This window comes from Priestia sp. KCTC 13724, assembly GCF_056820425.1.
This window is the reverse complement of sequence record NZ_JBXDLD010000084.1, coordinates 1-25,619: the sequence shown is the minus strand read 5'-3', so window position 1 is coordinate 25,619 and position 25,619 is coordinate 1. Positions and strand designations below refer to the sequence as shown.

General features: G+C 37.1%; 23 protein-coding genes, 2 tRNA genes and 1 rRNA gene. 24 read left to right on the top strand and 2 right to left on the bottom strand.

Annotated elements, in window-relative coordinates; all coding sequences use genetic code 11:
• Positions 1-23: 23 nt before the first annotated feature.
• From yabN to AC1UFB_RS12380, 6 genes are all read left to right on the top strand, one after another.
• On the top strand, positions 24-1,478 hold the full coding sequence (yabN, locus tag AC1UFB_RS12405) for a bifunctional methyltransferase/pyrophosphohydrolase YabN (protein WP_025909833.1): 1,455 nt from the start codon (positions 24-26) through the stop codon (positions 1,476-1,478).
• 20 nt (positions 1,479-1,498) lie between these two features.
• Positions 1,499-1,762 carry an RNA-binding S4 domain-containing protein gene (locus tag AC1UFB_RS12400; RefSeq protein ID WP_025909834.1) on the top strand — a complete coding sequence of 88 codons (264 nt, stop codon included), beginning with the start codon at positions 1,499-1,501 and terminating at the stop codon, positions 1,760-1,762.
• A 99-nt stretch (positions 1,763-1,861) separates the two neighbouring features.
• Positions 1,862-2,167 (top strand): sporulation protein YabP, encoded by a 306-nt coding sequence (yabP, locus tag AC1UFB_RS12395; protein WP_025909835.1) that lies wholly within the window; start codon positions 1,862-1,864, stop codon positions 2,165-2,167.
• Positions 2,164-2,787 (top strand): spore cortex biosynthesis protein YabQ, encoded by a 624-nt coding sequence (gene yabQ, locus AC1UFB_RS12390; RefSeq protein WP_025909836.1) that lies wholly within the window; start codon positions 2,164-2,166, stop codon positions 2,785-2,787. Before yabP ends, yabQ begins: the two co-directional genes overlap by 4 nt.
• A gap of 4 nt (positions 2,788-2,791) precedes the next feature.
• Positions 2,792-3,163 carry an FtsB family cell division protein gene (locus tag AC1UFB_RS12385; RefSeq protein WP_100346497.1) on the top strand — a complete coding sequence of 124 codons (372 nt, stop codon included), beginning with the start codon at positions 2,792-2,794 and terminating at the stop codon, positions 3,161-3,163.
• 89 nt (positions 3,164-3,252) lie between these two features.
• Positions 3,253-3,720, top strand: a complete 468-nt coding sequence (locus AC1UFB_RS12380) for a S1 domain-containing RNA-binding protein (RefSeq protein ID WP_100346496.1) — start codon at positions 3,253-3,255, stop codon at positions 3,718-3,720.
• A 106-nt stretch (positions 3,721-3,826) separates the two neighbouring features.
• Here the strand turns inward: AC1UFB_RS12380 and AC1UFB_RS12375 are convergent.
• Positions 3,827-3,898 (bottom strand) — tRNA-Glu (locus AC1UFB_RS12375).
• A gap of 11 nt (positions 3,899-3,909) precedes the next feature.
• Positions 3,910-3,983: transfer RNA gene (locus AC1UFB_RS12370), tRNA-Met, on the bottom strand.
• 326 nt (positions 3,984-4,309) lie between these two features.
• Here AC1UFB_RS12370 and spoIIE point away from each other — a divergent pair.
• The 18 genes from spoIIE to AC1UFB_RS12280 form a co-directional block, all read left to right on the top strand.
• Positions 4,310-6,787, top strand: a complete 2,478-nt coding sequence (gene spoIIE / locus AC1UFB_RS12365; RefSeq protein WP_100346495.1) for a stage II sporulation protein E — start codon at positions 4,310-4,312, stop codon at positions 6,785-6,787.
• A 70-nt stretch (positions 6,788-6,857) separates the two neighbouring features.
• Entirely contained in the window at positions 6,858-7,601 is a 744-nt protein-coding gene (locus AC1UFB_RS12360; RefSeq protein ID WP_025909840.1) for a vWA domain-containing protein, read from the top strand.
• The gene (locus AC1UFB_RS12355; RefSeq protein ID WP_100346494.1) at positions 7,570-8,532 is read left to right on the top strand and encodes a serine/threonine protein kinase; all 963 of its coding nucleotides are present in this window, start codon (positions 7,570-7,572) and stop codon (positions 8,530-8,532) included. Before AC1UFB_RS12360 ends, AC1UFB_RS12355 begins: the two co-directional genes overlap by 32 nt.
• Positions 8,533-8,616: 84 nt before the next feature.
• Positions 8,617-9,996 (top strand): tRNA lysidine(34) synthetase TilS, encoded by a 1,380-nt coding sequence (tilS, locus tag AC1UFB_RS12350; protein WP_025909842.1) that lies wholly within the window; start codon positions 8,617-8,619, stop codon positions 9,994-9,996.
• A 27-nt stretch (positions 9,997-10,023) separates the two neighbouring features.
• Positions 10,024-10,563 (top strand): hypoxanthine phosphoribosyltransferase, encoded by a 540-nt coding sequence (hpt, locus tag AC1UFB_RS12345; RefSeq protein WP_025909843.1) that lies wholly within the window; start codon positions 10,024-10,026, stop codon positions 10,561-10,563.
• A gap of 93 nt (positions 10,564-10,656) precedes the next feature.
• A complete protein-coding gene (ftsH, locus tag AC1UFB_RS12340; RefSeq protein ID WP_100346493.1) occupies positions 10,657-12,570 on the top strand; it encodes an ATP-dependent zinc metalloprotease FtsH in 1,914 nt (637 codons plus the stop codon).
• A gap of 157 nt (positions 12,571-12,727) precedes the next feature.
• Positions 12,728-13,495, top strand: coding sequence for a type III pantothenate kinase (locus AC1UFB_RS12335; RefSeq protein ID WP_100346492.1), 768 nt, complete (start codon positions 12,728-12,730; stop codon positions 13,493-13,495).
• A gap of 17 nt (positions 13,496-13,512) precedes the next feature.
• On the top strand, positions 13,513-14,391 hold the full coding sequence (hslO, locus tag AC1UFB_RS12330) for an Hsp33 family molecular chaperone HslO (RefSeq protein WP_025909846.1): 879 nt from the start codon (positions 13,513-13,515) through the stop codon (positions 14,389-14,391).
• Positions 14,392-14,593: 202 nt separating this feature from the next.
• Positions 14,594-15,538, top strand: coding sequence for a cysteine synthase A (gene cysK, locus AC1UFB_RS12325; protein ID WP_482589352.1), 945 nt, complete (start codon positions 14,594-14,596; stop codon positions 15,536-15,538).
• A gap of 147 nt (positions 15,539-15,685) precedes the next feature.
• Positions 15,686-17,092: an anthranilate synthase component I family protein gene (locus AC1UFB_RS12320; RefSeq protein WP_061785374.1), complete on the top strand. Its 1,407-nt coding sequence runs from the start codon at positions 15,686-15,688 to the stop codon at positions 17,090-17,092.
• A gap of 6 nt (positions 17,093-17,098) precedes the next feature.
• Positions 17,099-17,680: an aminodeoxychorismate/anthranilate synthase component II gene (gene pabA / locus AC1UFB_RS12315; RefSeq protein ID WP_025909849.1), complete on the top strand. Its 582-nt coding sequence runs from the start codon at positions 17,099-17,101 to the stop codon at positions 17,678-17,680.
• A 3-nt stretch (positions 17,681-17,683) separates the two neighbouring features.
• Positions 17,684-18,577 carry an aminodeoxychorismate lyase gene (gene pabC, locus AC1UFB_RS12310; RefSeq protein WP_061785373.1) on the top strand — a complete coding sequence of 298 codons (894 nt, stop codon included), beginning with the start codon at positions 17,684-17,686 and terminating at the stop codon, positions 18,575-18,577.
• Positions 18,555-19,409, top strand: a complete 855-nt coding sequence (folP, locus tag AC1UFB_RS12305) for a dihydropteroate synthase (RefSeq protein WP_482589349.1) — start codon at positions 18,555-18,557, stop codon at positions 19,407-19,409. The genes pabC and folP overlap by 23 nt, the downstream gene beginning before the upstream one ends.
• The gene (gene folB, locus AC1UFB_RS12300) at positions 19,402-19,761 is read left to right on the top strand and encodes a dihydroneopterin aldolase (protein ID WP_328101415.1); all 360 of its coding nucleotides are present in this window, start codon (positions 19,402-19,404) and stop codon (positions 19,759-19,761) included. The genes folP and folB overlap by 8 nt, the downstream gene beginning before the upstream one ends.
• A complete protein-coding gene (gene folK / locus AC1UFB_RS12295; RefSeq protein WP_025909853.1) occupies positions 19,761-20,273 on the top strand; it encodes a 2-amino-4-hydroxy-6-hydroxymethyldihydropteridine diphosphokinase in 513 nt (170 codons plus the stop codon). Before folB ends, folK begins: the two co-directional genes overlap by 1 nt.
• A gap of 329 nt (positions 20,274-20,602) precedes the next feature.
• Complete coding sequence (gene lysS, locus AC1UFB_RS12290) at positions 20,603-22,087, top strand: lysine--tRNA ligase (RefSeq protein ID WP_328101416.1); 1,485 nt, start codon at positions 20,603-20,605, stop codon at positions 22,085-22,087.
• Between the two features lie 164 nt (positions 22,088-22,251).
• Positions 22,252-25,143 (top strand): type I pullulanase, encoded by a 2,892-nt coding sequence (gene pulA / locus AC1UFB_RS12285; RefSeq protein ID WP_482589346.1) that lies wholly within the window; start codon positions 22,252-22,254, stop codon positions 25,141-25,143.
• A 318-nt stretch (positions 25,144-25,461) separates the two neighbouring features.
• Positions 25,462-25,619 (top strand): 16S ribosomal RNA (locus tag AC1UFB_RS12280); the annotation flags it as partial.

Here is a 25,619-nt window from a genome sequence, read left to right as displayed (position 1 = left end):
ACTAGAACATGAAGGAGGATTCCATGACTAATAAAATAACCATTGTTGGTTTAGGTGCAGGAGATCTTGACCAGCTTCCAGTAGGAATTTATCGTTTATTAAAACAAAATCAGAGCGTGTTTTTAAGAACGAAAGAGCACCCAGCTGTGAGAGCATTAGAAGAAGAAGGTTTTTCTTATCAATCTTTTGATGGTGTCTATGAATCATTTGATTCATTCGATGATGTATACGAAAGTATTACAAAGCAACTGTTAGAACAAGCTAAGAATGGCAATGTTCTTTACGCTGTTCCAGGTCATCCTCTAGTTGCTGAAAGAACAGTTCAGCTGTTACTGCAAAACGAAGAAGGTATTGAAATTGATGTGAAAGGTGGACAAAGCTTTCTAGATCCTATTTTTACGTCATTGAAAATTGACCCAATTGAGGGCTTTCAGCTTTTAGATGGCACTGCACTACATCGTGATGAGCTAAGGTTGCAACAGCATATTTTAATAGGGCAGGTGTATGACCAGTTTGTAGCTTCTGATGTAAAGCTTACACTAATGGAGCAGCTGCCAGATGAATATGAAGTATACATTGTAACAGCGGCAGGTAGCTCGGATGAGCATATTAAAAAAGTCAAACTGTATGAGCTTGATCATGGAATGGAGCTCAATAATCTAACAACGGTTTATGTTCCACCTGTAAAAGACTCTGCATTGTTATATCACCAATTTGAAGAATTTCGCCGTATTATTGCGATACTGAGAGGGCCAAATGGGTGCCCATGGGATAAAAAGCAAACGCATGAATCGTTAAAGCGTTATTTAATTGAAGAAGCTTATGAGCTACTAGATGCTATCGATCAACAAGATGACGACCATATTGTTGAAGAGCTAGGAGATGTTCTGCTACAAGTAATGCTACATGCTCAAATTGGTGAAGATGAAGGAATGTTTACCATTGAGGACGTCATTTCTACCGTAGCAGAAAAAATGGTTAGGCGTCATCCACACGTGTTTAGCAACGTAAAAGCCGATAATGAGGAAGAGGTTCTTCAAAACTGGGATGAAATTAAAAAGCAAGAAAAAGGGGAAGAACCTTCTTCATTATTAGATGATGTACCGTCTACCATGCCTAGCTTGATGAGAGCATATAAATATCAAAAGGCAGCTGCTAAAGTCGGGTTTGATTGGGAAACGATTGAGCCGATGTGGGATAAAGTAAAAGAAGAGCTTCAGGAATTTGAAGAAGAAGTGCAGGCGGAGAATCTGGAAGAGATGAGCAATGAGTTTGGCGATCTTTTATTTGCGTTAGTAAACGTATCTCGCTACTACAAAATTGATCCGGAAACCGCATTAGCTAAAACGAATGAGAAATTTGGTGCGCGTTTTCGCTATATTGAAGAGCAGGTAAAGAAATCTGGTCAGTCATTTGCAAACTTTACATTAGAAGAGTTAGACCAATTTTGGAATGAAGCAAAAAAAATAGGTTTGTAATAAAGAAAGGTGAGGGAACTATGAGATTAGATAAGTTTTTAAAGGTATCTCGTCTAATTAAACGTCGTACGTTAGCAAAAGAGATTTCAGACAAAGGAAGAATTTCCATTAACGGAATTGTTGCAAAGGCAAGCTCAAACGTAAAAGTAGGTGATGAGTTAGCTATTCAATTTGGGACAAAGATTGTGACAGTAAAGATAGAAGCCCTTCAAGAAAACGCTAAGAAAGAAGAAGCTGCTAACTTATACTCTTTAGTAAGAGAAGAAAAAGTATCAAACTCATAAAACAGTTAGGACATCTGTGAGCTTGTTCTAAACTTCATTCTCACTTCATATGTTTAAACCAAACGTAATGAAGAGCTTAATAATGAGGTGGGGATGAAGATGAGTCAATTTTACGAAATGGGCAGTGCAAATAAAGATCAAACTCCAAATCATGATTTAGTAATGAAGGGGAGACGCCTCTTAGATATTACCGGAGTCAAGCAAGTAGAGAGTTTTGACAATGAGGAATTTTTGCTTGAAACTGTGATGGGGTTTTTATCTGTACGTGGTCAAAACCTTCAAATGAAAAATTTAGATGTTGAAAAAGGAATTGTATCGATAAAAGGAAAAATCTTTGATATAGTTTACTTAGATGAGAACCAGTCGGAGAAAGCTAAAGGATTCTTTAGTAAGTTGTTTCGATGAGCCTTAATATACAATTCTATACTATGCTTGCGATGATTTCGATGGGTGGATGTGTTGGAGCATCATTGGATACATATCGCTACTTTGTAAATCGGGCTCAAACAGTAAGGTGGTTCGTCTTTATTAGCGACTTACTGTTTTGGGTAGTTCAAGCACTACTCATCTTTTATGTGTTGTTTTTAGTTAATGAAGGTGAGCTAAGATTTTATGCATTTCTTGCTTTATTATGCGGATTCGCAGCTTATCAGAGCTTAATTCAATCCATTTATTTAAAAGTTTTAAAATTTATTGTTTCAAGTGTGTTAGCCGTTTATCGAGCTTTACTAACGATTCTTACTATTATATTGGTCAAGCCTGCTCGAATGCTGTTAAGGTGTATAAATGCCTTGGGCTTATTATGTTATCGCTTTGGATACGGCCTTGTTTCATTTATACTAAAGGTAATTTTTGTACCAATAAGATGGGTATTCTTAATTTCTTGGAGAATCATGCCTAAATCTGTAAGACGATTTCTACAGAGGTGTTTTACGTATTTAGAAGGAATTTTTCAACGTGTAAAGAATACCATAATGAGAGCTGTATCATGGTTAAACACTTTTAAAAATAAGGAGGACGACTAGGTTAATGAGTGCTGAACGCAAGAAAAATGTAACAAAGTTAAATACAGAATATAGCCAACAGCAACAAAATTTTAAAAAACAAACAGATCGAAAGCGCATTGGCTTAATTAGACGTCTAACTTTCTTTGGTGTTTTGGCTCTACTTATTGGTATAGGTATTGTTACAACGTTGATTACTCAAGCATCAGCTATCGAAAATAAAAAAGCTGAAAAAGAAAAGTTAGAACAACAGTTAACAAAGCTTGAAAGCAAGGAAAAGCAACTTGAATCTGAAATTGTTAAATTAAATGATGATGAGTATATTAAAAAAATTGCGAGAAGAGATTACTTCTTATCAGAAGACGGTGAGATTATCTTTAACATCAAAAAAGACTAAATCCACGGTGCGTTGACAGCATATTTTCGCTTTTTGTATAATAGAGTAAATTGATTTCTTTTATCATTTTAAGGAGGAGCATTTTTTTTATGTCAATTGAAGTAGGCAGCAAGTTACAGGGAAAGGTAACAGGTATTACAAACTTTGGAGCTTTTGTGGAGCTTCCAGGGGGAACAACAGGCTTAGTTCATATTAGTGAAGTGGCTGATAACTATGTAAAAGACATTAACGACCATTTAAAAGTCGGCGATGAAGTTGAAGTAAAAGTTATTAACGTAGAGAAAGATGGCAAGATTGGTCTTTCAATTAAGAAAGCTGTAGAGCGTGCAGAACGCCCAGAACGTCCAGAGCGACCAGCGCGTGCACCACGCTTTGACAGACCTCGTGACTCACATCGCCCACAGCGTAATAATCGCGGTGGTGGTAATGACTTCCGTTCAAAAGAAACGTTTGAGCAAAAAATGAATCGTTTCTTAAAAGATAGTGAAGAACGTTTATCTTCCCTAAAACGCCATACAGAATCAAAACGTGGCGGACGCGGCGCGAAACGCGGCTAACTTGCTGCTTATCACGTTATAGATAGCGAGTTCTAAAAAGCACCTTCAGTGAAGGTGCTTTTTTTGCATATAAAAAAACATGTACATCATTGTACATGTTTTTGGATGACCCGTACGGGATTCGAACCCGTGTTACCGCCGTGAAAGGGCGGTGTCTTAACCACTTGACCAACGGGCCTTTATAATAAGTAGCGGCGGAGGGGATCGAACCCCCGACCTCACGGGTATGAACCGTACGCTCTAGCCAGCTGAGCTACACCGCCATAAATTCTTTATAAAAGACATGTATAATAATATAAAAATCCTCATTGGTTGTCAATAACATTTTTTAAAATAATGGCAAACCAAAAAATATAAATAATAAACTTCATAAATTTAAATAAATTAGTGCAAGAAAATACTAGTTTAGAGCATAACTTCTAAAATATTTTAAGTTGCAATGTAATATTATACATATTTTTGTATGGTTTTCGGTCTCTAACTAGAAAGTCGTCGAACGATTCTTGTACGAGAGAGAGTCGATTTGACAAAATATTAATCCCTTTCTCGCTATAATAGCTTATAAGTATAATTAGCGGGTGGTGGAAAAATGCAAAAAACTGAGCGGAACTTTGCCGGTCCAGCAACTGAAGCTGTTTTTAATCGTACTAGATTAGAAATGGCACGCATTTTTACGAAAACGAGTCTGAAAACAGAAAAGGTATTGTTCCAATGGGGATTAATTTTATTAGCAGTAGGATTTTTATTAGGACGAGCTTTAATTTTAATGGAAATTATGCCGTTTGCATTACCATTTTTTGCGGCTGTACTTGCTATTAAGAAAGATAAGGCAGCTCTTGCAGGCCTGGCCATCTTGGCTGGAGCATTTAGTCTATCCTTACAAAACGGTGGGGTTGTCTTCTGTTCTCTATTCGTATTTTTACTTCTTCATCGCTTTAGTGGTTTTATAACCATAGATCCTCTTAAAAAGTTACCGTTTACTGTGTTTATTTCTATGTTTCTAACGAAATTAGGAATTTTCTACTTGTTTTCACAAGGAGTCACAATGTATGACTTTGCATTTATAGCTGTAGAAGCGGGCTTGAGCTTTATTCTAACAATGATTTTTCTACAGAGTGTACCTCTTATTTCGTATCGAAAGCGAAAGCAATCTCTTAAAACAGAAGAAGTTATTTCTCTTATTATTCTTTTAGCATCGGTCATGACAGGAACCATTGGTTGGGTCATGTACGGTTTATCGGCAGAACACGTACTATCACGTTATTTAGTATTAATCTTTGCTTTTGTATCAGGTCCGACAATTGGAGCTACTGTTGGTGTAGTCACGGGATTAATCTTAAGCTTTGCTAACGTAACGAGTTTATATGAAATGAGCTTACTAGCTTTTTCAGGTTTGTTAGGAGGATTACTAAAAGACGGCAAAAAAATGGGTGCATCTCTAGGATTGATTGTGGGATCTCTTTTAATTGGGCTCTATTCACAAGCTGAACAGGCACTTTCAACCAATTTATATGAGTCGCTTATCGCTGTCGCTTTATTTCTATTAACACCAACATTTCTTTTGAAAAACTTAAGTAAGCTCGTTCCAGGTACATCTGAAAATATGATGGAGCAACAGCAGTATATTCGAAAAGTAAGAGATGTAACGGCAAATCGAGTAGAACAATTCTCCAACGTATTTCAGGCTTTATCTGATAGTTTTACTCAAAATGGATTTTATGAAGAAAAGCGAAATGAAGAAAAAGAAATAGATTATTTTCTAAGTAGCGTAACGGAGAGAACGTGTCAATTCTGTTTCAAGAAAGAGCAGTGTTGGGCTCAACAGTTTGATACAACCTATGAATATCTGAAAGAAATTATGCTAGAAATTGATAATAATTCATTAGAACAAAATCCCAAGCTAGTCAGAGAGATGGACAAGCATTGTGTGAAGTCCAAAAAAGTAATCGATGTTATTGAGCATGAGCTGACGTATTTTAAAGCCAATCAGCAGTTGAAATCTCAGATTCATGAAAGTCGTCGGATTGTAGCTGAGCAGTTGCATGGAGTTTCGCAAGTCATGAATAATTTCGCTCAAGAAATAAAAAGAGAAAGAGAAAACTTAAATGTTCAAGAAGAACAGATTGTCGAAGCATTGAGAAGCTTTGGCATGGAAATTAACCAAATTGAAATTTATAGTTTAGAGCCTGGTAATGTAGATGTAGAAATGTGGGTTCCTTACTGTCACGGCAGAGGTGAGTGTGAAAAAATTATTGCCCCAATGCTTACGGATATACTTGGTGAAAGTATCGTGGTAAAAAATGAAGAGTGTGCAAAATATCCACAAGGTTATTGTCACGTTTCCTTTGGTTCCACCAAAGCGTATGTAGTAGATACAGGGGTTACTCACGCTGCAAAAGGAGGAGGATTTGTGTCAGGAGATAGCTATTCAATGATTGAATTAAATGCTGGTAAATATGCATTAGCGATCAGTGATGGTATGGGGAACGGTGAAAGAGCTCACTATGAGAGTAGTGAAACACTACAATTACTGAAACAAATCCTACAAACCGGGATTGAAGAGACAATTGCAATAAAATCTATTAATTCTATTCTGTCGTTGCGAACGAGTGATGAAATCTTTTCGACGCTTGACTTGGCAATGATTGATTTACAAGATGCAAACGTAAACTTCTTGAAAATTGGCTCGACACCCAGCTTTATTAAGCGTGGTGATAAAGTAATCAAGGTACAAGCAAGTAATTTACCAATGGGGATTATTGAAGAGTTTGAAGTAGACGTTGTGAGTGAACAAATGAAAGCACAGGACTTGCTCATTATGATGAGTGATGGGGTGTTTGAAGGCCCAAGACATGTTGAGAATTACGAGATGTGGATGAAGCGTAAAATTGGAGAGCTACAAACCGATGATCCACAAGAAATTGCAGATTTAATTATGGAAGAAGTCATTCGAACAAGGTCCGGTTTAATTGAAGATGATATGACCGTGGTGGTTGCTAAACTGAAGCATAATACGCCAAAATGGTCTTCCATTCCAACATATGCGTATCGTAAAAAAGCACAGTAGATTATAGAGTATAAATTATCCCTTCCTCGTCTATCATGTTAATACTGATAATGAGGAGGGGATTTTATTTATGAAAAAAGGAACGTTAAAGCAAATGTTAGTCATTACAGATGGAGGTTCTAATACAGGAGAAGATCCAATTGCAATGGCAGCACTAGCAAAGGAACAAGGCATCAGTGTGAATGTTATAGGAGTTATGGAAGAAGACGTGATTGATGAACAAAGTCAAAACGAAATTGAAGGTATTGCTATGTCTGGTGGAGGAGTTAGCCAAATCGTTTATGTAAAGCAACTTTCTCAAACCGTTCAAATGGTTACAAGACAAGCGATGACTCAAACGTTACAAGGCGTAGTAAATAAAGAACTTCAACAAATATTAGGTGCATCAGCTTCAAAAATGGAAGATTTACCTCCGGAAAAACGTGGAGAAATTATGGAAGTTGTTGACGAGTTAGGTGAAACAGTTGATTTAGAGATTCTCATTTTAGTTGATATGAGTGGAAGCATGAAGTCGAAGCTTCCAACTGTTAAGGAAGCATTATTAGATTTATCCCTCAGCCTCAACGCTAGAATTGGGTACAACCAATTTTCAGTATTTTTATTTCCAGGGAAAAAGAAAGATGTTGAAAAGCTTATGGACTGGAATCCAAAGCTAGAATCGTTATCTACTATATTTCCGAAGTTAACAGCTGGTGGTATTACACCTACTGGTCCAGCAATTAAAGCGGCAACAAACCACTTTGTTCAGAAGAAACGTTCCTTAAGGGGGATGTTAAGAAGTGATGAACACTACAATGAAGAATCTGGTATGTAATTTATCAGCCGGTACAACATTAACAGGGAAGTGGCATCATAATCAGTACACCATTATGAAACAACTAGGCACAGGTGCAACTGGAGTTGTGTATTTGGTTCAATCACCAAATGGAGAAACTGCAGCGCTAAAGTTAAGCTTTGACAACAACTCAGTAACGGCTGAAGTAAATGTATTACGTAACTTCTCAAAGGTCCATGGCAAGTCTCTTGGGCCTTTCTTATTCGATGTAGATGACTGGGTTTATCGTAATCAAGCACTCTCTTTTTATGTAATGGAATATGTAAAAGGAACATCGTTAAAAGCTTTCGTTGCGAAAAGAGGAAAGGAATGGGTAAATGTACTGGTCATGCAGCTATTGGGGGATTTACATGAATTACACAAAGCGGGTTGGATTTTTGGAGACTTGAAGCCGGAGAACTTGGTTGTTACCAATCACCCTGTCAAGATTCGTTTAATCGATGTAGGTGGAACAACAATGCAAGGGAGAGCTATCAAAGAGTTTACCGACTACTATGACCGAGCATATTGGGGGTTTGGCTCTCGAAAAGCAGAACCAGCATATGATTTGTTTGCTGTAGCTATGATTATAATCGAGCTATTAATCGGCGAGCGTTTAAACAAAGCTGATAAACCTAATGAACAGCTAAAAAGATTATTAAAAACGCATAATGCTCTGTCAGCACATCGTTCGATTTTGTATAAATCGATTCATGGCAACTATCTTACAGCTCATGAGATGAAGCAAGATTTGATTGAAGGGATCAAGAGTGGTGAATCTGTTAAATCTTCAGGAAATCAAAAGGTTCGTCAGCATAGTCCAAAGCGTGTTAAAGTAAAGAAGAAGCGTACACATTTCCTAGAAACCGTTTTATTAGGAGCATCCGTCATGTTTATGTACTTGTTATATCTTTTCATTCAAGTATTATAAATGTGAAACTTTTTAATGGAATATCCGTAAAATGAGAAAGGGATAGTGGTAACTAGTCTTAATCACGTAAGGATGAACAGAATAATGGAAAGGGAAACAACAGAATTTATTGATAAACATAACCTTTTACCAATTAATGCAACAGTCTTAGTGGGTGTTTCTGGAGGTCCAGATTCCTTAGCGTTGCTTCATTTTCTACATAGGGAGCAAGTGCACAGAAGTTTAAATTTAGTGGCGTTACACGTTGATCATATGTTTCGAGGAGCAGAGTCTAAAAATGACTTAGAATATGTGCAAGCTTATTGTAGAGATGCAGGTATTGCATTTGAAGGCGTTAGTATCGATGTAACAACTTATCAGAAAAAGCACAAAGTATCTGCTCAGGTAGCAGCTAGAGAATGTCGGTATGCGTTCTTTGAAGAGATGATGAATAAGTACCGTGCAGAAGTACTAGCTTTAGCTCATCATGGAGATGATCAAGTAGAAACAATACTCATGAGGTTGGCACGTGGTAGTACGATGAGAGGGTATGGAGGGATGGAGGCAAAGCGTCCTTATGCCACAGGGTCTCTCGTTCGCCCTTTTTTATCCGTTACAAAAGAACAAATTTTGTTATATTGCAGGAGATTTAACTTAAATCCTAGAATGGACCCTACTAACGAGAAGGATACGTATACTCGTAATCGCATTAGACAATATATATTACCTTTTTTAAAGGATGAGTATCACGATATACATGAAAAATTTCAAGCTTTTAGTGAAAACTTATATGAAGATCAAGCCTATTTAGAGGAATTAACAACTCGAGAGATGAATAAGGTAATTAAACAGCAAAGACAAGGATATCTTTTAATGAGTCGAGGGTCTTTCCTTAATATAAGCAAACCTTTACAAAGGCGTGGGATTCAACTAATATTAAACTATCTCTATAAAAAAATCCCTTCAGATCTTTCCTCAGTTCATATTAATAACTTATTGAGGTTTTTAGAAGCTGATAAACCTTCTGGTGTGCTTCACTTTCCAAACAAGCTGACCATTTCTCGTTCGTATGACGATTGTGTGTTCACTTTTGAGTTAACGCAGTCTATTCCAGCATATGAATATGATATCCCCATTCCAGGGGTCATTCAGCTGCCGAATGGTCATTCCCTTACTGCTAGAATACATAATGGAAAATATGATAAGAAAGAAACTGACATCTTTTTAGTAGATGAAAGTAAGGTTAGGTTTCCAATTCGAGTTCGGACGCGAAGGCCAGGAGATAAAATTCAATTAAAAGGCATGAAGGGGCATAAAAAGGTAAAGGATATCTTTATTGATGAAAAAGTGCCTTTAGAGAAAAGAGATGCGTGGCCGGTTGTAGAAGATAGTAATGGTACAATTTTATGGCTGCCAAAATTAAAAAAATCTGCTTATGAATTACACACTCATAAGTTAAGATATGTTATTTTATACTATAAGTAGGGAAAACTTCTAGGAGGCAAGCAAGGAATGAAGCATGATATTAAAGAAATTCTAATTTCAGAGGAACAAATACAGGCAAAGGTAAAGGATTTAGGACAACTACTCACTGAAGAGTATGAAGGTCGTTTTCCTTTAGTAATTGGTGTATTAAAAGGTGCAATGCCTTTTATGTCTGACCTAATTAAACGCATCGATACATATTTAGAAATGGATTTTATGGATGTATCAAGCTATGGTAAAGAAATGGTTTCTTCTGGTGAAGTGAAAATCTTAAAGGATTTAGATACTTCTGTAGAAGGTCGAGACATCTTAATTTTAGAAGATATTATTGATAGCGGATTAACTCTAAGCTATCTAGTAGAGTTATTTAAGTATCGCAAAGCAAAATCAATTAGAATCGTAACACTATTAGACAAACCAACGGGTCGTAAAGCGGATATTAAAGCAGATTACGTTGGATTTGAGGTTCCAGATGCTTTCGTAGTAGGGTATGGGTTAGATTATCAGGAAAAATATCGTAACCTACCTTACATTGGTGTTTTAAAACCAGAAGTGTATAGTAATTAATTAGCATATTTGCAAATGCAATTTGTTGGATAGGATATAGGTTCTATGGTACTATTGAATACAGTATTTGTTTATCGTGGGAGGAGGTAAGAAATGAATCGGATCTTCCGTAATACCATCTTTTATTTACTTATATTTTTAGTCATTATTGGCGTGGTCAGTTTCTTCAGTGGTTCCAACCAGAAGACTGAAGCAATGCGATATGACACATTTGTAGGACACTTGGAAAGTGGAGATATTGAATCATTAACATTGAAGCCTGAACGTGGGGTTTATGTCGTACAAGGGAAATTAGAATCTTATAATGAAGATCAGAAATTCCAAACTTACATTGTAGATGGTGATCAAGCGTTGGAGCGTATTAATGCCGCTGCAACTAGTAAGGACATTCAGGTGAAGGTTGACCCCGCAGATGAAACAAGTGGTTGGGTAACATTCTTTACATCAATTATACCTTTTGTCATTATCTTCATCCTCTTCTTCTTCTTACTAAACCAAGCTCAAGGTGGCGGTAGCCGTGTAATGAACTTTGGTAAAAGTAAAGCGAAACTTTACAGTGAAGAAAAGAAGAAAGTTAAGTTCAAAGATGTTGCAGGTGCAGACGAAGAGAAACAAGAACTTGTTGAGGTTGTAGAGTTCTTGAAAGACCCTCGTAAATTTGCCGACTTAGGCGCTCGAATTCCAAAAGGTGTACTTCTTGTAGGTCCTCCAGGAACGGGTAAAACATTATTAGCGAGAGCTGTAGCTGGTGAAGCAGGCGTGCCTTTCTTCTCAATCAGTGGTTCAGACTTTGTTGAAATGTTTGTTGGTGTCGGTGCATCACGTGTGCGTGACTTGTTTGAAAATGCAAAGAAAAACGCGCCTTGTATTATCTTTATCGATGAAATTGATGCTGTAGGTCGTCAACGTGGTGCTGGTCTAGGTGGAGGTCACGATGAGCGTGAACAAACTCTAAACCAATTGCTTGTTGAAATGGATGGCTTTGGTGCTAATGAAGGAATCATTATCATTGCAGCAACAAACCGCCCTGATATTTTAGATCCAGCTTTATTACGTCCAGGACGTTTTGACCGTCAGATTACTGTAGATCGTCCAGATGTAAATGGTCGTGAAGCAGTGTTGAAAGTACATGCTCGCAACAAACCTTTAGATGAAAATGTAAATCTAAATGCCATTGCGATGCGTACACCAGGCTTCTCAGGAGCCGACTTAGAAAACTTATTAAACGAAGCTGCCTTAGTAGCTGCGCGACAAGATAAGAAAAAGATTGATATGAGCGATATTGATGAAGCAACGGACCGTGTAATTGCGGGACCAGCTAAAAAGAGTCGCGTTATCTCTAAAAAAGAACGCAATATTGTCGCGTACCATGAAGCTGGTCACACAATTATTGGTGTTGTATTAGATGAAGCGGACATGGTACATAAAGTAACGATTGTTCCACGTGGGCAAGCAGGTGGTTATGCTGTAATGCTTCCGAAAGAAGATCGCTATTTCATGACAAAACCAGAGCTTTTAGATAAGATTGTTGGTTTATTAGGTGGACGTGTTGCTGAGGAATTAATCTTTGGCGAAGTAAGTACGGGTGCACATAATGACTTCCAACGTGCAACAAGTATCGCAAGACGTATGGTTACTGAATACGGTATGAGCGATAAGTTAGGTCCAATGCAGTTTGGTCAATCGCAAGGTGGCCAAGTGTTCTTAGGACGTGACATCCAAAATGAACAAAACTACAGTGACGCAATTGCTCATCAAATTGACTTAGAAATTCAACGCTTTATTAAAGATAGCTACGAGCGTGCAAGACAAATTCTAACTGAAAATCGTGATAAGTTAGAACTTATTGCTCAAACGTTATTAAAAGTTGAAACGTTAGATGCTGAGCAAATCAAGCATTTAGTTGATCATGGGACGCTTCCAGATCGTTCTCCAAAAAGCAGCGATGAAGATGTAAAAGTAAACATTCAATCGAAGCCAGATCAAGAGGAAGAGCCTAAAGAATAAAAAGTAAGATGTTCCTAGGAGCATCTTACTTTTTTTGTTTTTTATACGAACATTAGTAAGGAAAAGGAAAAGCTTCTTTTACTGTACACCCCTTTTTCTTAGTTATGGTATGATGGTTTCAGTGTAAATATTGATTAAAGGCGAAGTGGTGATTAACATGATTTTTGTATTAGACGTTGGAAATACGAATACTGTATTAGGAGTATATGATGGTGATGAACTAAAATATCATTGGCGCATTGAAACGAGTCGTAATAAAACAGAAGATGAATACGGAATGACAATTAAGTCACTCCTTGAGCACGTTGGTTTATCTTTTAAAGATATTCATGGTATTATTATCTCCTCTGTAGTGCCACCAATTATGTTTGCATTGGAACGTATGTGCCAAAAATATTTTCATTTAAAGCCGCTTATAGTAGGTCCTGGTATTAAAACAGGTTTAAATATTAAATATGAAAATCCAAGAGAAGTTGGGGCAGACCGAATCGTAAATGCAGTAGCAGGTATTAAGCTTTATGGCAGCCCATTAATTATTGTGGATTTTGGAACAGCAACAACTTACTGTTACATTGATGAAGACAAACAGTATATGGGAGGAGCTATCGCACCTGGTATTAATATTTCCACTGAAGCGCTATATTCTAGGGCATCTAAACTTCCGAGGATTGAAATTGCTAGGCCGAATAGCATTGTAGGTAAAAATACAGTTTCTGCGATGCAAGCGGGAATTTTATATGGATATGTTGGACAAGTTGAAGGTATTGTTACACGAATGAAAGAGCAATCAAACGTAAATCCTAAAGTAATTGCAACAGGTGGTTTAGCAACATTAATCGCAAAAGAGTCAGACATTATTGACATCGTAGATCCGTTTTTAACACTAAAAGGTCTACAGATTATTTATACGAAAAATATGGAATAAGAGGAGTTAGTATTATTATGAGTGACTACTTAGTCAAGGCTTTAGCATATAATAATCAAGTTCGTGCCTACGCTGTGAAAACAACGGAGGCAGTAGGTGAAGCGCAGCGGCGCCATTATACATGGCCAACAGCTTCAGCTGCATTAGGACGTGCGATGAGTGCCGGTGTAATGATGGGTGCGATGTTAAAGGGAGAGCAGAAGTTAACAATAAAAGTCGAAGGTGGCGGACCGATTGGCGCAATCCTTGTGGATAGCAATGCCAAAGGGGAAGTTCGTGGTTATGTTACAAATCCACAAACACATTTTGAATTAAACAAATACGGTAAATTAGATGTCGCTCGTGCAGTAGGTACGGGAGGCACGCTTAGTGTCGTAAAAGACGTTGGAATGAGAGATCAATTTAATGGTCAGGTACCGATTGTATCAGGTGAATTAGGAGAAGATTTCACGTATTATTTTGTAACATCTGAACAAGTTCCTTCATCAGTTGGCGTTGGTGTGTTAGTAAACCCTGATAACACCATCTTGGCTGCAGGAGGCTTCATTATTCAGCTGTTACCAGGAACAGATGAAGCGACAATCTCAGCAATTGAACAGCGCTTGCAAACCATTGAACCTATCTCTAAGCTTATTCAACGTGGATTAACACCAGAAGAAATTCTTGAAGAAGTTCTAGGAAAAGATAACCTTAAAATTCTTGAAACCATGCCTGTGGAATTTAAATGTCAATGTTCTAAAGAGCGCATTGGTAATGCAATTATTAGCTTAGGAAAAGATGAAATTCAATCAATGATTGATGAAGATGGCAAAGCTGAAGCGCAATGTCACTTCTGTAATGAAATGTATCACTTTCCTGCAGAAGAGCTAAAAGAAATGAAAGAAGAAGCTATATAAATAAGTCTCTGAAAAGACATCGCATGCAGCCGGTGTCTTTTTCTTTTGAAGTTTGGTCTGAAAATGGTACAGTAAGGATATAATGGTCTAGAAAAATAGAAAAAAAAGTCATTGTCACAAAACAAAATGATTGACAATTTAGAAAATAACTGATAAATTGTATACAAATTCAATAAAATTACTCGGGATTAGGAGTGGAGATATGGCACGCGTAGCAAATTCAATTACGGAATTAATTGGTCAAACACCAATTGTTAAATTAAATCGTTTAGTTGAAGAAGATATGGCAGATGTATATTTAAAGTTGGAGTTTATGAACCCAGGAAGCAGCGTGAAAGATCGCATTGCATTGGCAATGATTGAAGATGCGGAAGCCAAAGGCGTTTTAAAGCCTGGCGACACAATCATTGAACCTACAAGTGGTAATACAGGTATCGGTCTAGCTATGGTTGCAGCAGCAAAGGGATATCGCGCAATCTTAACAATGCCTGAAACAATGAGTATTGAACGTCGTAACCTACTTCGTGCATACGGCGCAGAGTTAGTCTTAACACCAGGACCTGAAGGAATGAAAGGAGCTGTTAATAAAGCTTCTGAATTAGCAAAAGAACATGGTTACTTCATTCCTCAACAGTTCCAAAATGAGGCAAACCCTGAAGTGCATCGTAAAACAACAGGTAAAGAAATTGTTGAACAATTCGGTGACCAACTGGATGCTTTTGTAGCTGGGGTTGGAACAGGTGGAACAATTACGGGTGCTGGAGAAGTATTGAAAGAAGCTTACCCAGAGATTAAGCTTTATGCTGTAGAACCAGCTGACTCACCAATTTTAAGTGGTGGTCAGCCAGGACCTCATAAAATTCAAGGAATTGGTGCTAACTTCATACCAGGTGTGTTAAATACCGACCTATATGACCATGTTATTCCTGTGAAAAATGAAGAAGCATTTGACTATGCTCGAAAAGTAGCTAAAACTGAAGGTGTATTAGTCGGAATTTCTTCAGGTGCAGCAATTTTTGCAGCATTAAAGGTAGCAAAAGAATTAGGAAAAGGTAAAAAAGTGTTAGCCATTATTCCAAGTAACGGTGAGCGCTATTTAAGTACACCATTATTCCAATTCGAAGAGCAAACACAAGGTCAGTCTTGATAAGCTACGATAAATAATTTTTATTTAGCTACCCCCTTAAGTCATAGTAACTTTGTGGCTTAAAGGGGTAGTTTTTTTCATCTAGTGAATAACTTTCTAAAATCATGTAAAATAAGGATAGGTGATTCATTTTAGGAGAGTGAGCAAATGCAGCAACGAATGACATGGGGTGAATCGATTTCGATTCCTAAGGATAAATGGTTTAGTAAGTATCAAGAATTATCTGTAGATGAGCCGCATCATATATTGTTGGAAAGTGGGCGAGGCGGTAACTTTCATATTATGGGCCTTAATCCTATCGCTATTTTACGAGGAGAGTCTAACGAGCTTCATATTATAGAGCAAGGAAGAAGAAGTGTTGAAAAAGGTAATCCAATGCATTTAATGCGTAAATGGATGAAGAAGTACCAAACACCTCAGCGTAAAGAGCTACCTCCGTTTCAAGGCGGGGCCATTGGTTATATTAGCTATGATTACGTAAGGTATGTAGAACATGTACCAACAATAGCGGATGATCCGTTAAAGATGCCTGATATTTATTTCTTAATTTTTGATGATGTTTTTGTATATGACCACCATAAAGAAGAGCTATGGATAATGGTTAACCATACAGATGAAGAGAATGCTAAAGCTCGTTTAACTTCATATAAAAATCAATGGTTGTCTGAAACGAAGTATACTCCTGTTTATGAGAAAGTGAAGAGTGTTAATACACACACAACTTTGTCAATGTCAGAAGAAGAGTTTGGTGTGGCTGTTGAAAGGATAAAGGAATATATTGGACAAGGTGATGTGTTTCAAGTTAACTTATCTGTAAGACAGTCACAGCCTCTTAATACACATCCAATGCATATTTACGAACAAGTCCGAAAGATTAATCCTTCTCCATACATGTCGTATATGCAAACCGATGAGTTTCATTTAGTGAGTTGCTCACCAGAGTTATTAGTTAAAAAATCAGGAGTTGAGCTTAGTACAAGACCAATTGCAGGAACACGGTCTAGAGGGAAGACAAACGAAGAAGACAGTGCACTGGCTAAAGAGTTAATTGAAAATGAGAAAGAGCGTGCGGAGCACGTAATGCTTGTTGATTTAGAGCGAAATGACTTAGGTAGAGTAAGTAAGTATGGGACTGTTTGTGTAGATGAGTTTATGGTGATTGAAAAATACTCCCATGTTATGCACATCGTATCAAATGTCAAAGGTGAAATTGCTGACAATAAAGACATTGTAGATGTAGTAGATGCAGTATTCCCAGGAGGAACCATCACAGGTGCACCTAAGGTTCGGACAATGGAAATTATTGAAGAACTAGAGCCCGTTCGAAGAGGTGTCTATACAGGATCAATTGGTTGGATAGGCTATAACGGCGAGATGGAACTTAACATCGCAATTCGTACAATGGTCGTTCAAGATGGTCAAGTACATGTACAGGCGGGAGCTGGTGTTGTTATTGACTCCAACCCTAAGTATGAGTACAAAGAGTCATTGAAAAAGGCTATGGCTTTATGGAAAGCAAAAGAGCAGAGTGAAAAAGAGTTGAGTGGAGGATGAGAACAGATGATTTTAATGATTGATAACTACGATTCATTTACATTTAATTTAGTACAGTATTTAGGTGAGCTAGGCCATGAGTTAGTCGTCAAGCGTAATGATGAAATTACAATTGAAGAGATTGAAAACCTTAACCCTGACTTTTTAATGATTTCTCCAGGGCCATGTAGCCCAAATGAAGCTGGTATTAGCTTAGAAGCAATTAAATATTTTGCTGGTCAAATTCCGATTTTTGGCGTTTGTCTTGGACATCAGTCCATTGGTCAAGCATTTGGTGGAAATGTTATCAGAGCTGATAAGCTTATGCATGGTAAGACGTCAGAAATGCACCATGATGGAAAAACAATCTTTGAAGGGTTGGACAATCCGTTTACAGCTACTCGCTACCATTCTTTAATTGTAGAAGCTGGATCTCTGCCTGATTGTTTTGAGGTGTCAGCATGGACAGATGAAAATGAGATTATGGCTATTCGCCATAAAACTATGCCAATTGAGGGCGTCCAATTTCACCCTGAATCCATTATGACTTCATATGGTCGAGAAATGCTGCAAAATTTTATTAATACGTATCAGAAAAAGGGCGTGTAACCTTTGTACATTTATGTAAACGGAGAGATTTTAGAAAGAAGCAAAGCAACTATTTCTCCTTTTGATCATGGTTATATGTATGGCCTGGGTTTATTTGAAACAATGAGAATCTATAATGGTCATCCATTTTTATTAGATGATCATCTGAGTCGATTACAAAGTGGTTTATCGCTTTTAAATATTGAATGGACATATTCAAAGGAAGATATACTTACAATTCTTAATGAGTTGCTGCAAAAGAATAATCTTCAAAATGCGTATGTTCGACTAAACGTATCAGCAGGTGTAGGTGAAATTGGACTACAGGTAGAAGCATATACTCGTCCATCACTTATTGTTTATATGAAGTCTATGCCTGATAAGAAAACCCCTCTTATAAAAGAGGGGGTTATTCTTGAAACAAAAAGAAATACTCCCGAAAGTAATGAACGGTTGAAATCTCATCATTATTTAAATAATATCTTAGCTAAAAGAGAAGTTGGAAACGATATAAGTAAGGAAGGGATTTTTTTAACAAAGGAAAGGTTCTTAGCGGAAGGAATTGTTTCAAACCTTTTCTTTGTGAAAGATAACACCGTCTTTACTCCTGCTGTTGAAACGGGAATATTAAACGGTATTACTCGCCAATTTATATGTAAGCTTTTAAGTGTGAAGGGGATTTCTATTAAAGAAGGATTCTTTACACTATCAGAGCTTCTTGAGAGCGAAGAAATCTTTATGACAAATTCAATTCAAGAAATTTTTGCTATCCATAAAATTGGAGAGAAAGAGTTTAAAACGGGTGAACAAACGCTAACCTATACATTACAGCGACAATATGAGAAATATACTTCGCATTTATGGAGTAAAGAAGGCGTACGAAAGGAAGTCTTAGATGACAAAAACGGTAGTAAATAGTCAATTTATCGATTGTGGCTCCTATAAGTTAGATTATTCTACAAAGACATTGATTATGGGGATCCTGAACGTAACCCCAGATTCGTTTTCAGATGGTGGTTCATTTAACCATATCGATAAAGCAATTGAGCATGCTAAACAAATGGTCATAGATGGCGCAGACCTCATTGACATCGGTGGTGAATCAACACGTCCAGGAAGCGATAAAGTAAGTGTGGAAGAAGAATTAGAGCGTACAATTCCTGTTATCAAAGAATTATCTCGAACTCTAGACGTACCTATCTCTATTGATACGTATAAATCTGAGGTAGCAAAGCAAGCAATTGAAGCAGGTGCACACATTATTAATGACGTGTGGGGAGCAAAGGCTGACCCGGAGATGGCAAAAGTAGCTGCTGATTATAATGTACCTATCATCCTCATGCATAATAGAGACAATAAAAATTATCAAAACCTCATTCCAGATATGATTGCTGATTTATATGAAAGCATAAAAATCGTTAAAAGTGCTGGTGTAAAAGATAAGAATATTATTTTAGACCCAGGGATTGGATTTGCTAAGACAGTAGAGCAAAATATTGAAGCTATTCAAAATGTAGATAAGTTTACAGCACTAGACTATCCTGTGTTGTTGGCTACATCTCGAAAGTCAACAATTGGACACGTCCTTAATTTGCCTCCAAAGGAACGAATAGAAGGAACTGCTGCTACTATTGGAATGGGTATTTCTAAAGGTATTCATATGACAAGAGTACACGATGTGAAAGAGATTGCTCGCTTTACGAAGATGATGGATGTTTTAGTAGGTAAAGGAGTAATCGAGAATGGATAAAATTTATGTGAATAATATGTGCTTTTATGGTTATCACGGCGTTTTTACTGAGGAAAATAAGTTAGGTCAACGTTTTAATGTAGATTTAACAGTAGAATTAGATTTAAAAAAAGCTGGACAAGAGGATGATTTACAAGCAACTGTAAGTTATGCAGAGCTCTACGAAGTCTGTAAAAACATTGTGGAGAAAGAAACGTTTAAGCTGGTTGAAACTATTGCTGAGACCATTGCGTCAACGGTTTTATCCTCTTATCATCTAATTCAAGCTTGTACCGTAAAAGTATATAAACCCGACCCTCCGATTCAAGGTCATTATGATTCGGTTGCCGTCGAAATTACAAGGAGCCGCTAATGAACAATAGAGCTTTTATAGCCCTGGGGTCTAATATTAAAAGCCGCAGTAACTACTTAAAGCAAGCTGTTCAATCACTAGACAGTCATGAAGGCATTTTATTAGAAAATCTTTCTTCCGTATATGAGACGGATCCGGTTGGCTATACTAACCAAAGCGCTTTCTTAAATATGGTAGCCGAAATTAAAACAGAACTTTCTTCTCTAGAGTTGCTCGATGTTTTGCAGGCGATTGAGCTACAGCAGAACCGAAAAAGAGAGGTTGTATGGGGACCTCGTACGTTAGATTTGGACATTCTTCTGTATAATGAAGAGGTTATACATAGTTCTAGACTTATTGTTCCTCACCCTCGGATGACAGAAAGAGCATTTGTAATGGTCCCTCTAGCAGAAATTGCTAGTGACCTCATTATACCTATTGAGGATACATCGACAGTATACTTAGCGGAAAGACTAGCTGCAGAACAAGGGATTAAATTAATTGGTAACTTATATGATGTAACGGCTCCATAAAAACGTTTTTTATTTTTAAGAGCCAGGAGGTTTACTTGCTTTTCTTAGTTCGTTACAATAAGAAATTGATAACCAAACATTATTTAGAATTCGATAAGGTCGAAAGTGCGTAAAGAAAAGAAGCGATATAATTACGCATTAAGGCAGTTGGATTACTATATCAAGTTGTTTTAGCTTGAGACAAGAACACACTGTAAGTCTAAAGCGATTTGACATAGAGAAACGACTGAATTTATAATAATTTTAAAGAAACGTAGGAATTGCCAGTGGAAAAGCTGGCCTTTTTTCTGTTTTAGAAAATTAATTAATACGATGGAGATGAGCACATAATGAATCATGAAGAATTAAATGATCAACTTCTCGTTCGTCGTGAAAAAATGAACAACCTTCGAGAACAAGGTATGGATCCATTTGGAAAACGCTTCGAACGTACACATACATCACAAGAGATAATTGATGCATATGAAGAACTAACAAAAGAAGCTTTAGAGGAAAATGAAGTTTCAGTTTCATTAGCAGGACGTATTATGACAAAGCGCGGAAAAGGCAAAGCAGGCTTTGCTCACGTTCAAGATTTAACGGGTCAAATTCAACTTTATGTTCGTAAAGATTCAGTAGGGGACGAACAATACGAAATCTTTAAAACAGTTGATATTGGTGACCATGTTGGTGTACAAGGCGTATTGTTTAAAACAAAAGTTGGTGAATTATCAATTAAAGTAAAAGACTTCACGCTATTATCAAAAGCTTTACGTCCTTTACCGGATAAATATCACGGCTTAAAAGATATTGAACAACGCTATCGTCAGCGCTATTTAGATTTAATTACTAATCCAGAAAGTAAACAAACATTTATCTTGCGAAGCCGTATTATTCAATCAATGCGCCGCTACTTAGATAATAATGGCTACTTAGAAGTTGAAACACCAATGATGCATTCAATTGCTGGTGGTGCATCGGCTCGTCCATTCATTACTCATCACAATGCTCTAGATATGGAGCTTTATATGCGTATTGCAATTGAGCTACACCTAAAACGATTAATTGTTGGTGGCTTAGAAAAAGTGTATGAAATTGGTCGCGTCTTCCGTAATGAAGGGGTATCAACTCGTCACAACCCAGAATTTACAATGATTGAGCTTTATGAAGCATACGCTGATTACAAAGATATTATGGCATTAACTGAAAACTTAATTGCACATATTGCTCAGGAAGTATTAGGAACGACTAAAATCCAGTATGGGGAGTATGAAGTAGACTTAACTCCAGAATGGACAAGACTTCATATGGTAGATGCTATTAAGCAATATACAGGCGTTGATTTCTGGAAAGAAACATCTGTTGAAGAGGCACGTGCTCTTGCAAAAGAACACAATGTTGAAATTACAGAGCATATGTTATACGGGCACATTGTAAATGAATTCTTTGAACAAAAAGTAGAAGAGCAATTAATTCAGCCAACATTCATTTACGGACATCCTGTAGAAATCTCACCATTAGCGAAAAAGAATGAGGATGACCCTCGCTTTACTGATCGCTTTGAGTTATTTATTGTAGCAAGAGAGCATGCAAATGCCTTCACGGAGTTAAACGATCCAATTGATCAGCGTGAACGTTTTGAAGCGCAGTTAAAAGAAAAAGAACAAGGTAACGATGAAGCACATGAGATGGATGATGACTTCATTGAAGCGTTAGAATATGGTATGCCGCCAACTGGTGGTTTAGGAATTGGTATTGATCGATTAGTTATGCTATTAACAAACGCTCCTTCTATTCGTGATGTACTGTTATTCCCGCAAATGCGCCACCGTTAATAAAAAAGACAGCTAATTGGCTGTCTTTTTTATTTATTATTATCTATTTTTTAATAGGTCTTTTGGATTCAATTTTCAAAAATTCAAAATTTTATATTGTGCAAACGTTTTCAGTTTTTATATAATAGATTTGTTATCGACTATAAACAAAGGGGATGGGCTTTATGAAAATTAATCGATGGTTTGTTGTTCTAATCGTTTTTGCAATGTTTGCCTCCGCTTTTTCGAGCTTCCCTATGCAAACGTTTGCAAATACAGGGAAAGTAATTATTCATTATCAAGAAGCGCCGAATAACACAAAAGATTGGAACCTATGGATTTGGCCTGAAGGCGGGGAAGGGAAAGCGTACGACTTTACAGGGGAAGATGCGTTTGGAAAAGTTGCTGAGATTGAAATTCCTACAAACACCAAAAAGGTAGGATTTATTGTCCGGACAGATACTTGGGAAAAAGATGGGGAAGATCGCTGGGTTGATATCCAAAATGGTGAAGGGGAAGTATGGATAAAAAGTGGAGATAACACAGTATATAACGAGCCACCAGATGGAGAGTATCGTGATTTACCATCTTATGAGAACGTTAAAGTAACCATTCATTATGCACGTTATGATAAGAACTATAAAGACTGGGATTTGTGGGTCTGGCCAGATGGAAAGAGTGGACAAGCCGTTCAGTTTAAAGATGAAGATGATTTTGGAAAAGTTGCTACTTTTGAATTGAATGATCCCCAAGGTATTCAAAAGGTAGGGTTTATTGCTCGACAAAGCATAAATGGAAACGAATGGGGGAATAAAGAATTAGATAATCGCTATATCACGAAATTTAAAGAAGATGGATCAGCTGAAATTTGGATTGCTCAAGGAATCGAGCGTGTATTCTACGATCCAAGCCAAATTGATTTAAATCCAAAGATTGTTGGAGCTACTATTGATAAAATGAATGAAATTACGCTTCAAACAAACGTTCCATTCGCTATAGAAGAGGCAGATAACTCTGGTATTACATTAGAAGGAGTAGAAATTAAGGAAGTGATACCATTAAATAAGGAAGAAAAAACAACGAACAAGGTTCGAGTTGTGACGAAAAATAACTTAGATTTAACAAAGGCATATAAGATATCGAAATCCTTGTTTGGAAGCGCGACGGTTGAAATTGGAGCAGCAGTGCGTTCTAAAGAATTTGATGACATGTTTTATTATGACGGAAATGACTTAGGAAATACGTATAAAAAAGATAAAACGTCTTTTCGCTTATGGGCTCCTACTGCTACTGAAGCTAAACTAGTCTCATATAAAAAGTGGAACTCAACTAGCGGAACAGAAATTCCACTGAAAAAAGCAGAGCGAGGTACATGGACTACACAATTAAAAGGAAATCAAGATGGATTAATCTACACGTATAAAGTTAAAATTAGAGATAAGTGGAATGAGGCTGTTGATCCGTATGCACGTGCTGTAACTGTAAACGGAGATAAAGGTGTAGTGGTAGATTTAAAAACCACAAACCCAGAGAAGTGGCCAGCGAAAAAGCCATTCTTGAAAAACCGCGAAGATGCTATTATCTACGAGCTGCACGTACGGGATTTATCGATTGATCCAAATAGTGGAATTAAAAATAAAGGTAAGTTTTTAGGCGTTACTGAAGAAGGAACAAGAGGACCTGGTGGAGTTAAAACAGGATTAGATCATATTAAAGATTTAGGTGTGACACACGTGCAGTTTATTCCTATCTATGATTACCGTACAGTGGATGAAACAAAATTAAACGAGCCGCAGTACAATTGGGGATATGATCCAAAGAACTATAATGTGCCGGAAGGTTCTTATTCTACAAATCCATATGAACCTAAAGTAAGAATTAAAGAAATGAAGCAGATGGTTCAATCACTGCACAAAAATAATTTACGCGTAATTATGGATGTTGTGTATAACCATATGTATGCTGTAAGTGAGTCAAACTTTAATGAGTTGGTACCAGGTTACTATTTCCGATATAATGAAGATGGAACGTTAGCTAATGGAACAGGTGTTGGAAACGATACAGCATCAGAGCGTAAAATGATGAGGAAGTTTATTGTAGACTCTGTAAAATATTGGGCAACAGAATATAATTTAGACGGTTTTCGCTTTGATTTAATGGGAATTCATGATGTAGAAAACATGAAAGAGGTACGAGACGCTTTAAATAAAATTGATCCGAGTATTATTGTTTTAGGAGAGGGTTGGGATTTAAATACGCCTTTACCTGCTGACCAAAAAGCGAACCAGAAGAATGCAAACAAAATGCCAGGCGTAGCGCATTTTAATGATGTTATTCGTGATGGTTTAAAAGGTAGTGTATTTTATGATGAAGATAGCGGCTTTGTAAATGGCAAACAAGGTATGGAAGACACGATGAAAAAGAGTATAGCAGGTGGCCTTCAATACGATTCTTCAACATCTACTTATCAAGATCCTGAACAAGTAGTAACTTATGTAGAAGCCCATGATAATCATACTTTATGGGACAAACTACTATTAACGAATCCAAATGCTACTGAGCTTGAGCGTAAGCAAATGCATAAGCTTGCTTCATCTATGGTGTTAACTTCACAAGGAGTGTCTTTCATACATGCTGGTCAAGAGTTTATGAGAACTAAAGGTGGGGACCATAATAGCTACAAATCACCAGACTCTGTAAATCAACTAGATTGGGAGCGGCGTTTAGCATTTAATCAAGAGGTTGAATATATGAAAGGTTTAATTGAGATTCGTAAAAAGTATCCAGTATTTCGTATGACAACTGCCTCTGAGATTCGTCAGAACCTATCATTCTTAAATGCACCTAAAAATGTAGTAGCTTATACATTGGAAGGTAAAAACAAAAATCAACTAACTATCATACACAATGCCAATTCCAATGAGATAAAAATGAAAGTCTCTAGCAAAGGCAATCTATCCCTGCTGGTCGATGGAAAAAAAGCTGGTACAAAGTCTATAAAGAAAATAAAAAGTGATAATGTAACTGTACCGGCTTTTAGTACATTTATTTTAGAAGGTAATACTTTTAGGAAGTAAAGTTTAACTATTACTTAGAAAAAGATAGTTTAAAAGCTGTCTTTTTCCTTTTTATCCAACTGATATAACGAATAGAAGATATTAGAAAATTTAAACTTATTATTGTGGTATTGCTATATGATAATATGTCTGTTATATTTATAAATGTCCTTGAGAGACACAAACGAATCTCAAAGGAAATAAAAAACTATTGACACTGAGTTCGAAACTTGGTAAGATAGAAAAGTCGCTTAAGAGCGACGGTTGAACTTTGAAAACTGAACAAAGCGAAAAACGTCAACGTTAATTTTTTAAACTTTTATGAGCAAGTCAAACATTTCTTCGGAGAGTTTGATCCTGGCTCAGGATGAACGCTGGCGGCGTGCCTAATACATGCAAGTCGAGCGAACTGATTAGAAGCTTGCTTTTATGACGTTAGCGGCGGACGGGTGAGTAACACGTGGGCAACCTGCCTGTAAGACTGGGATAACTCCGGG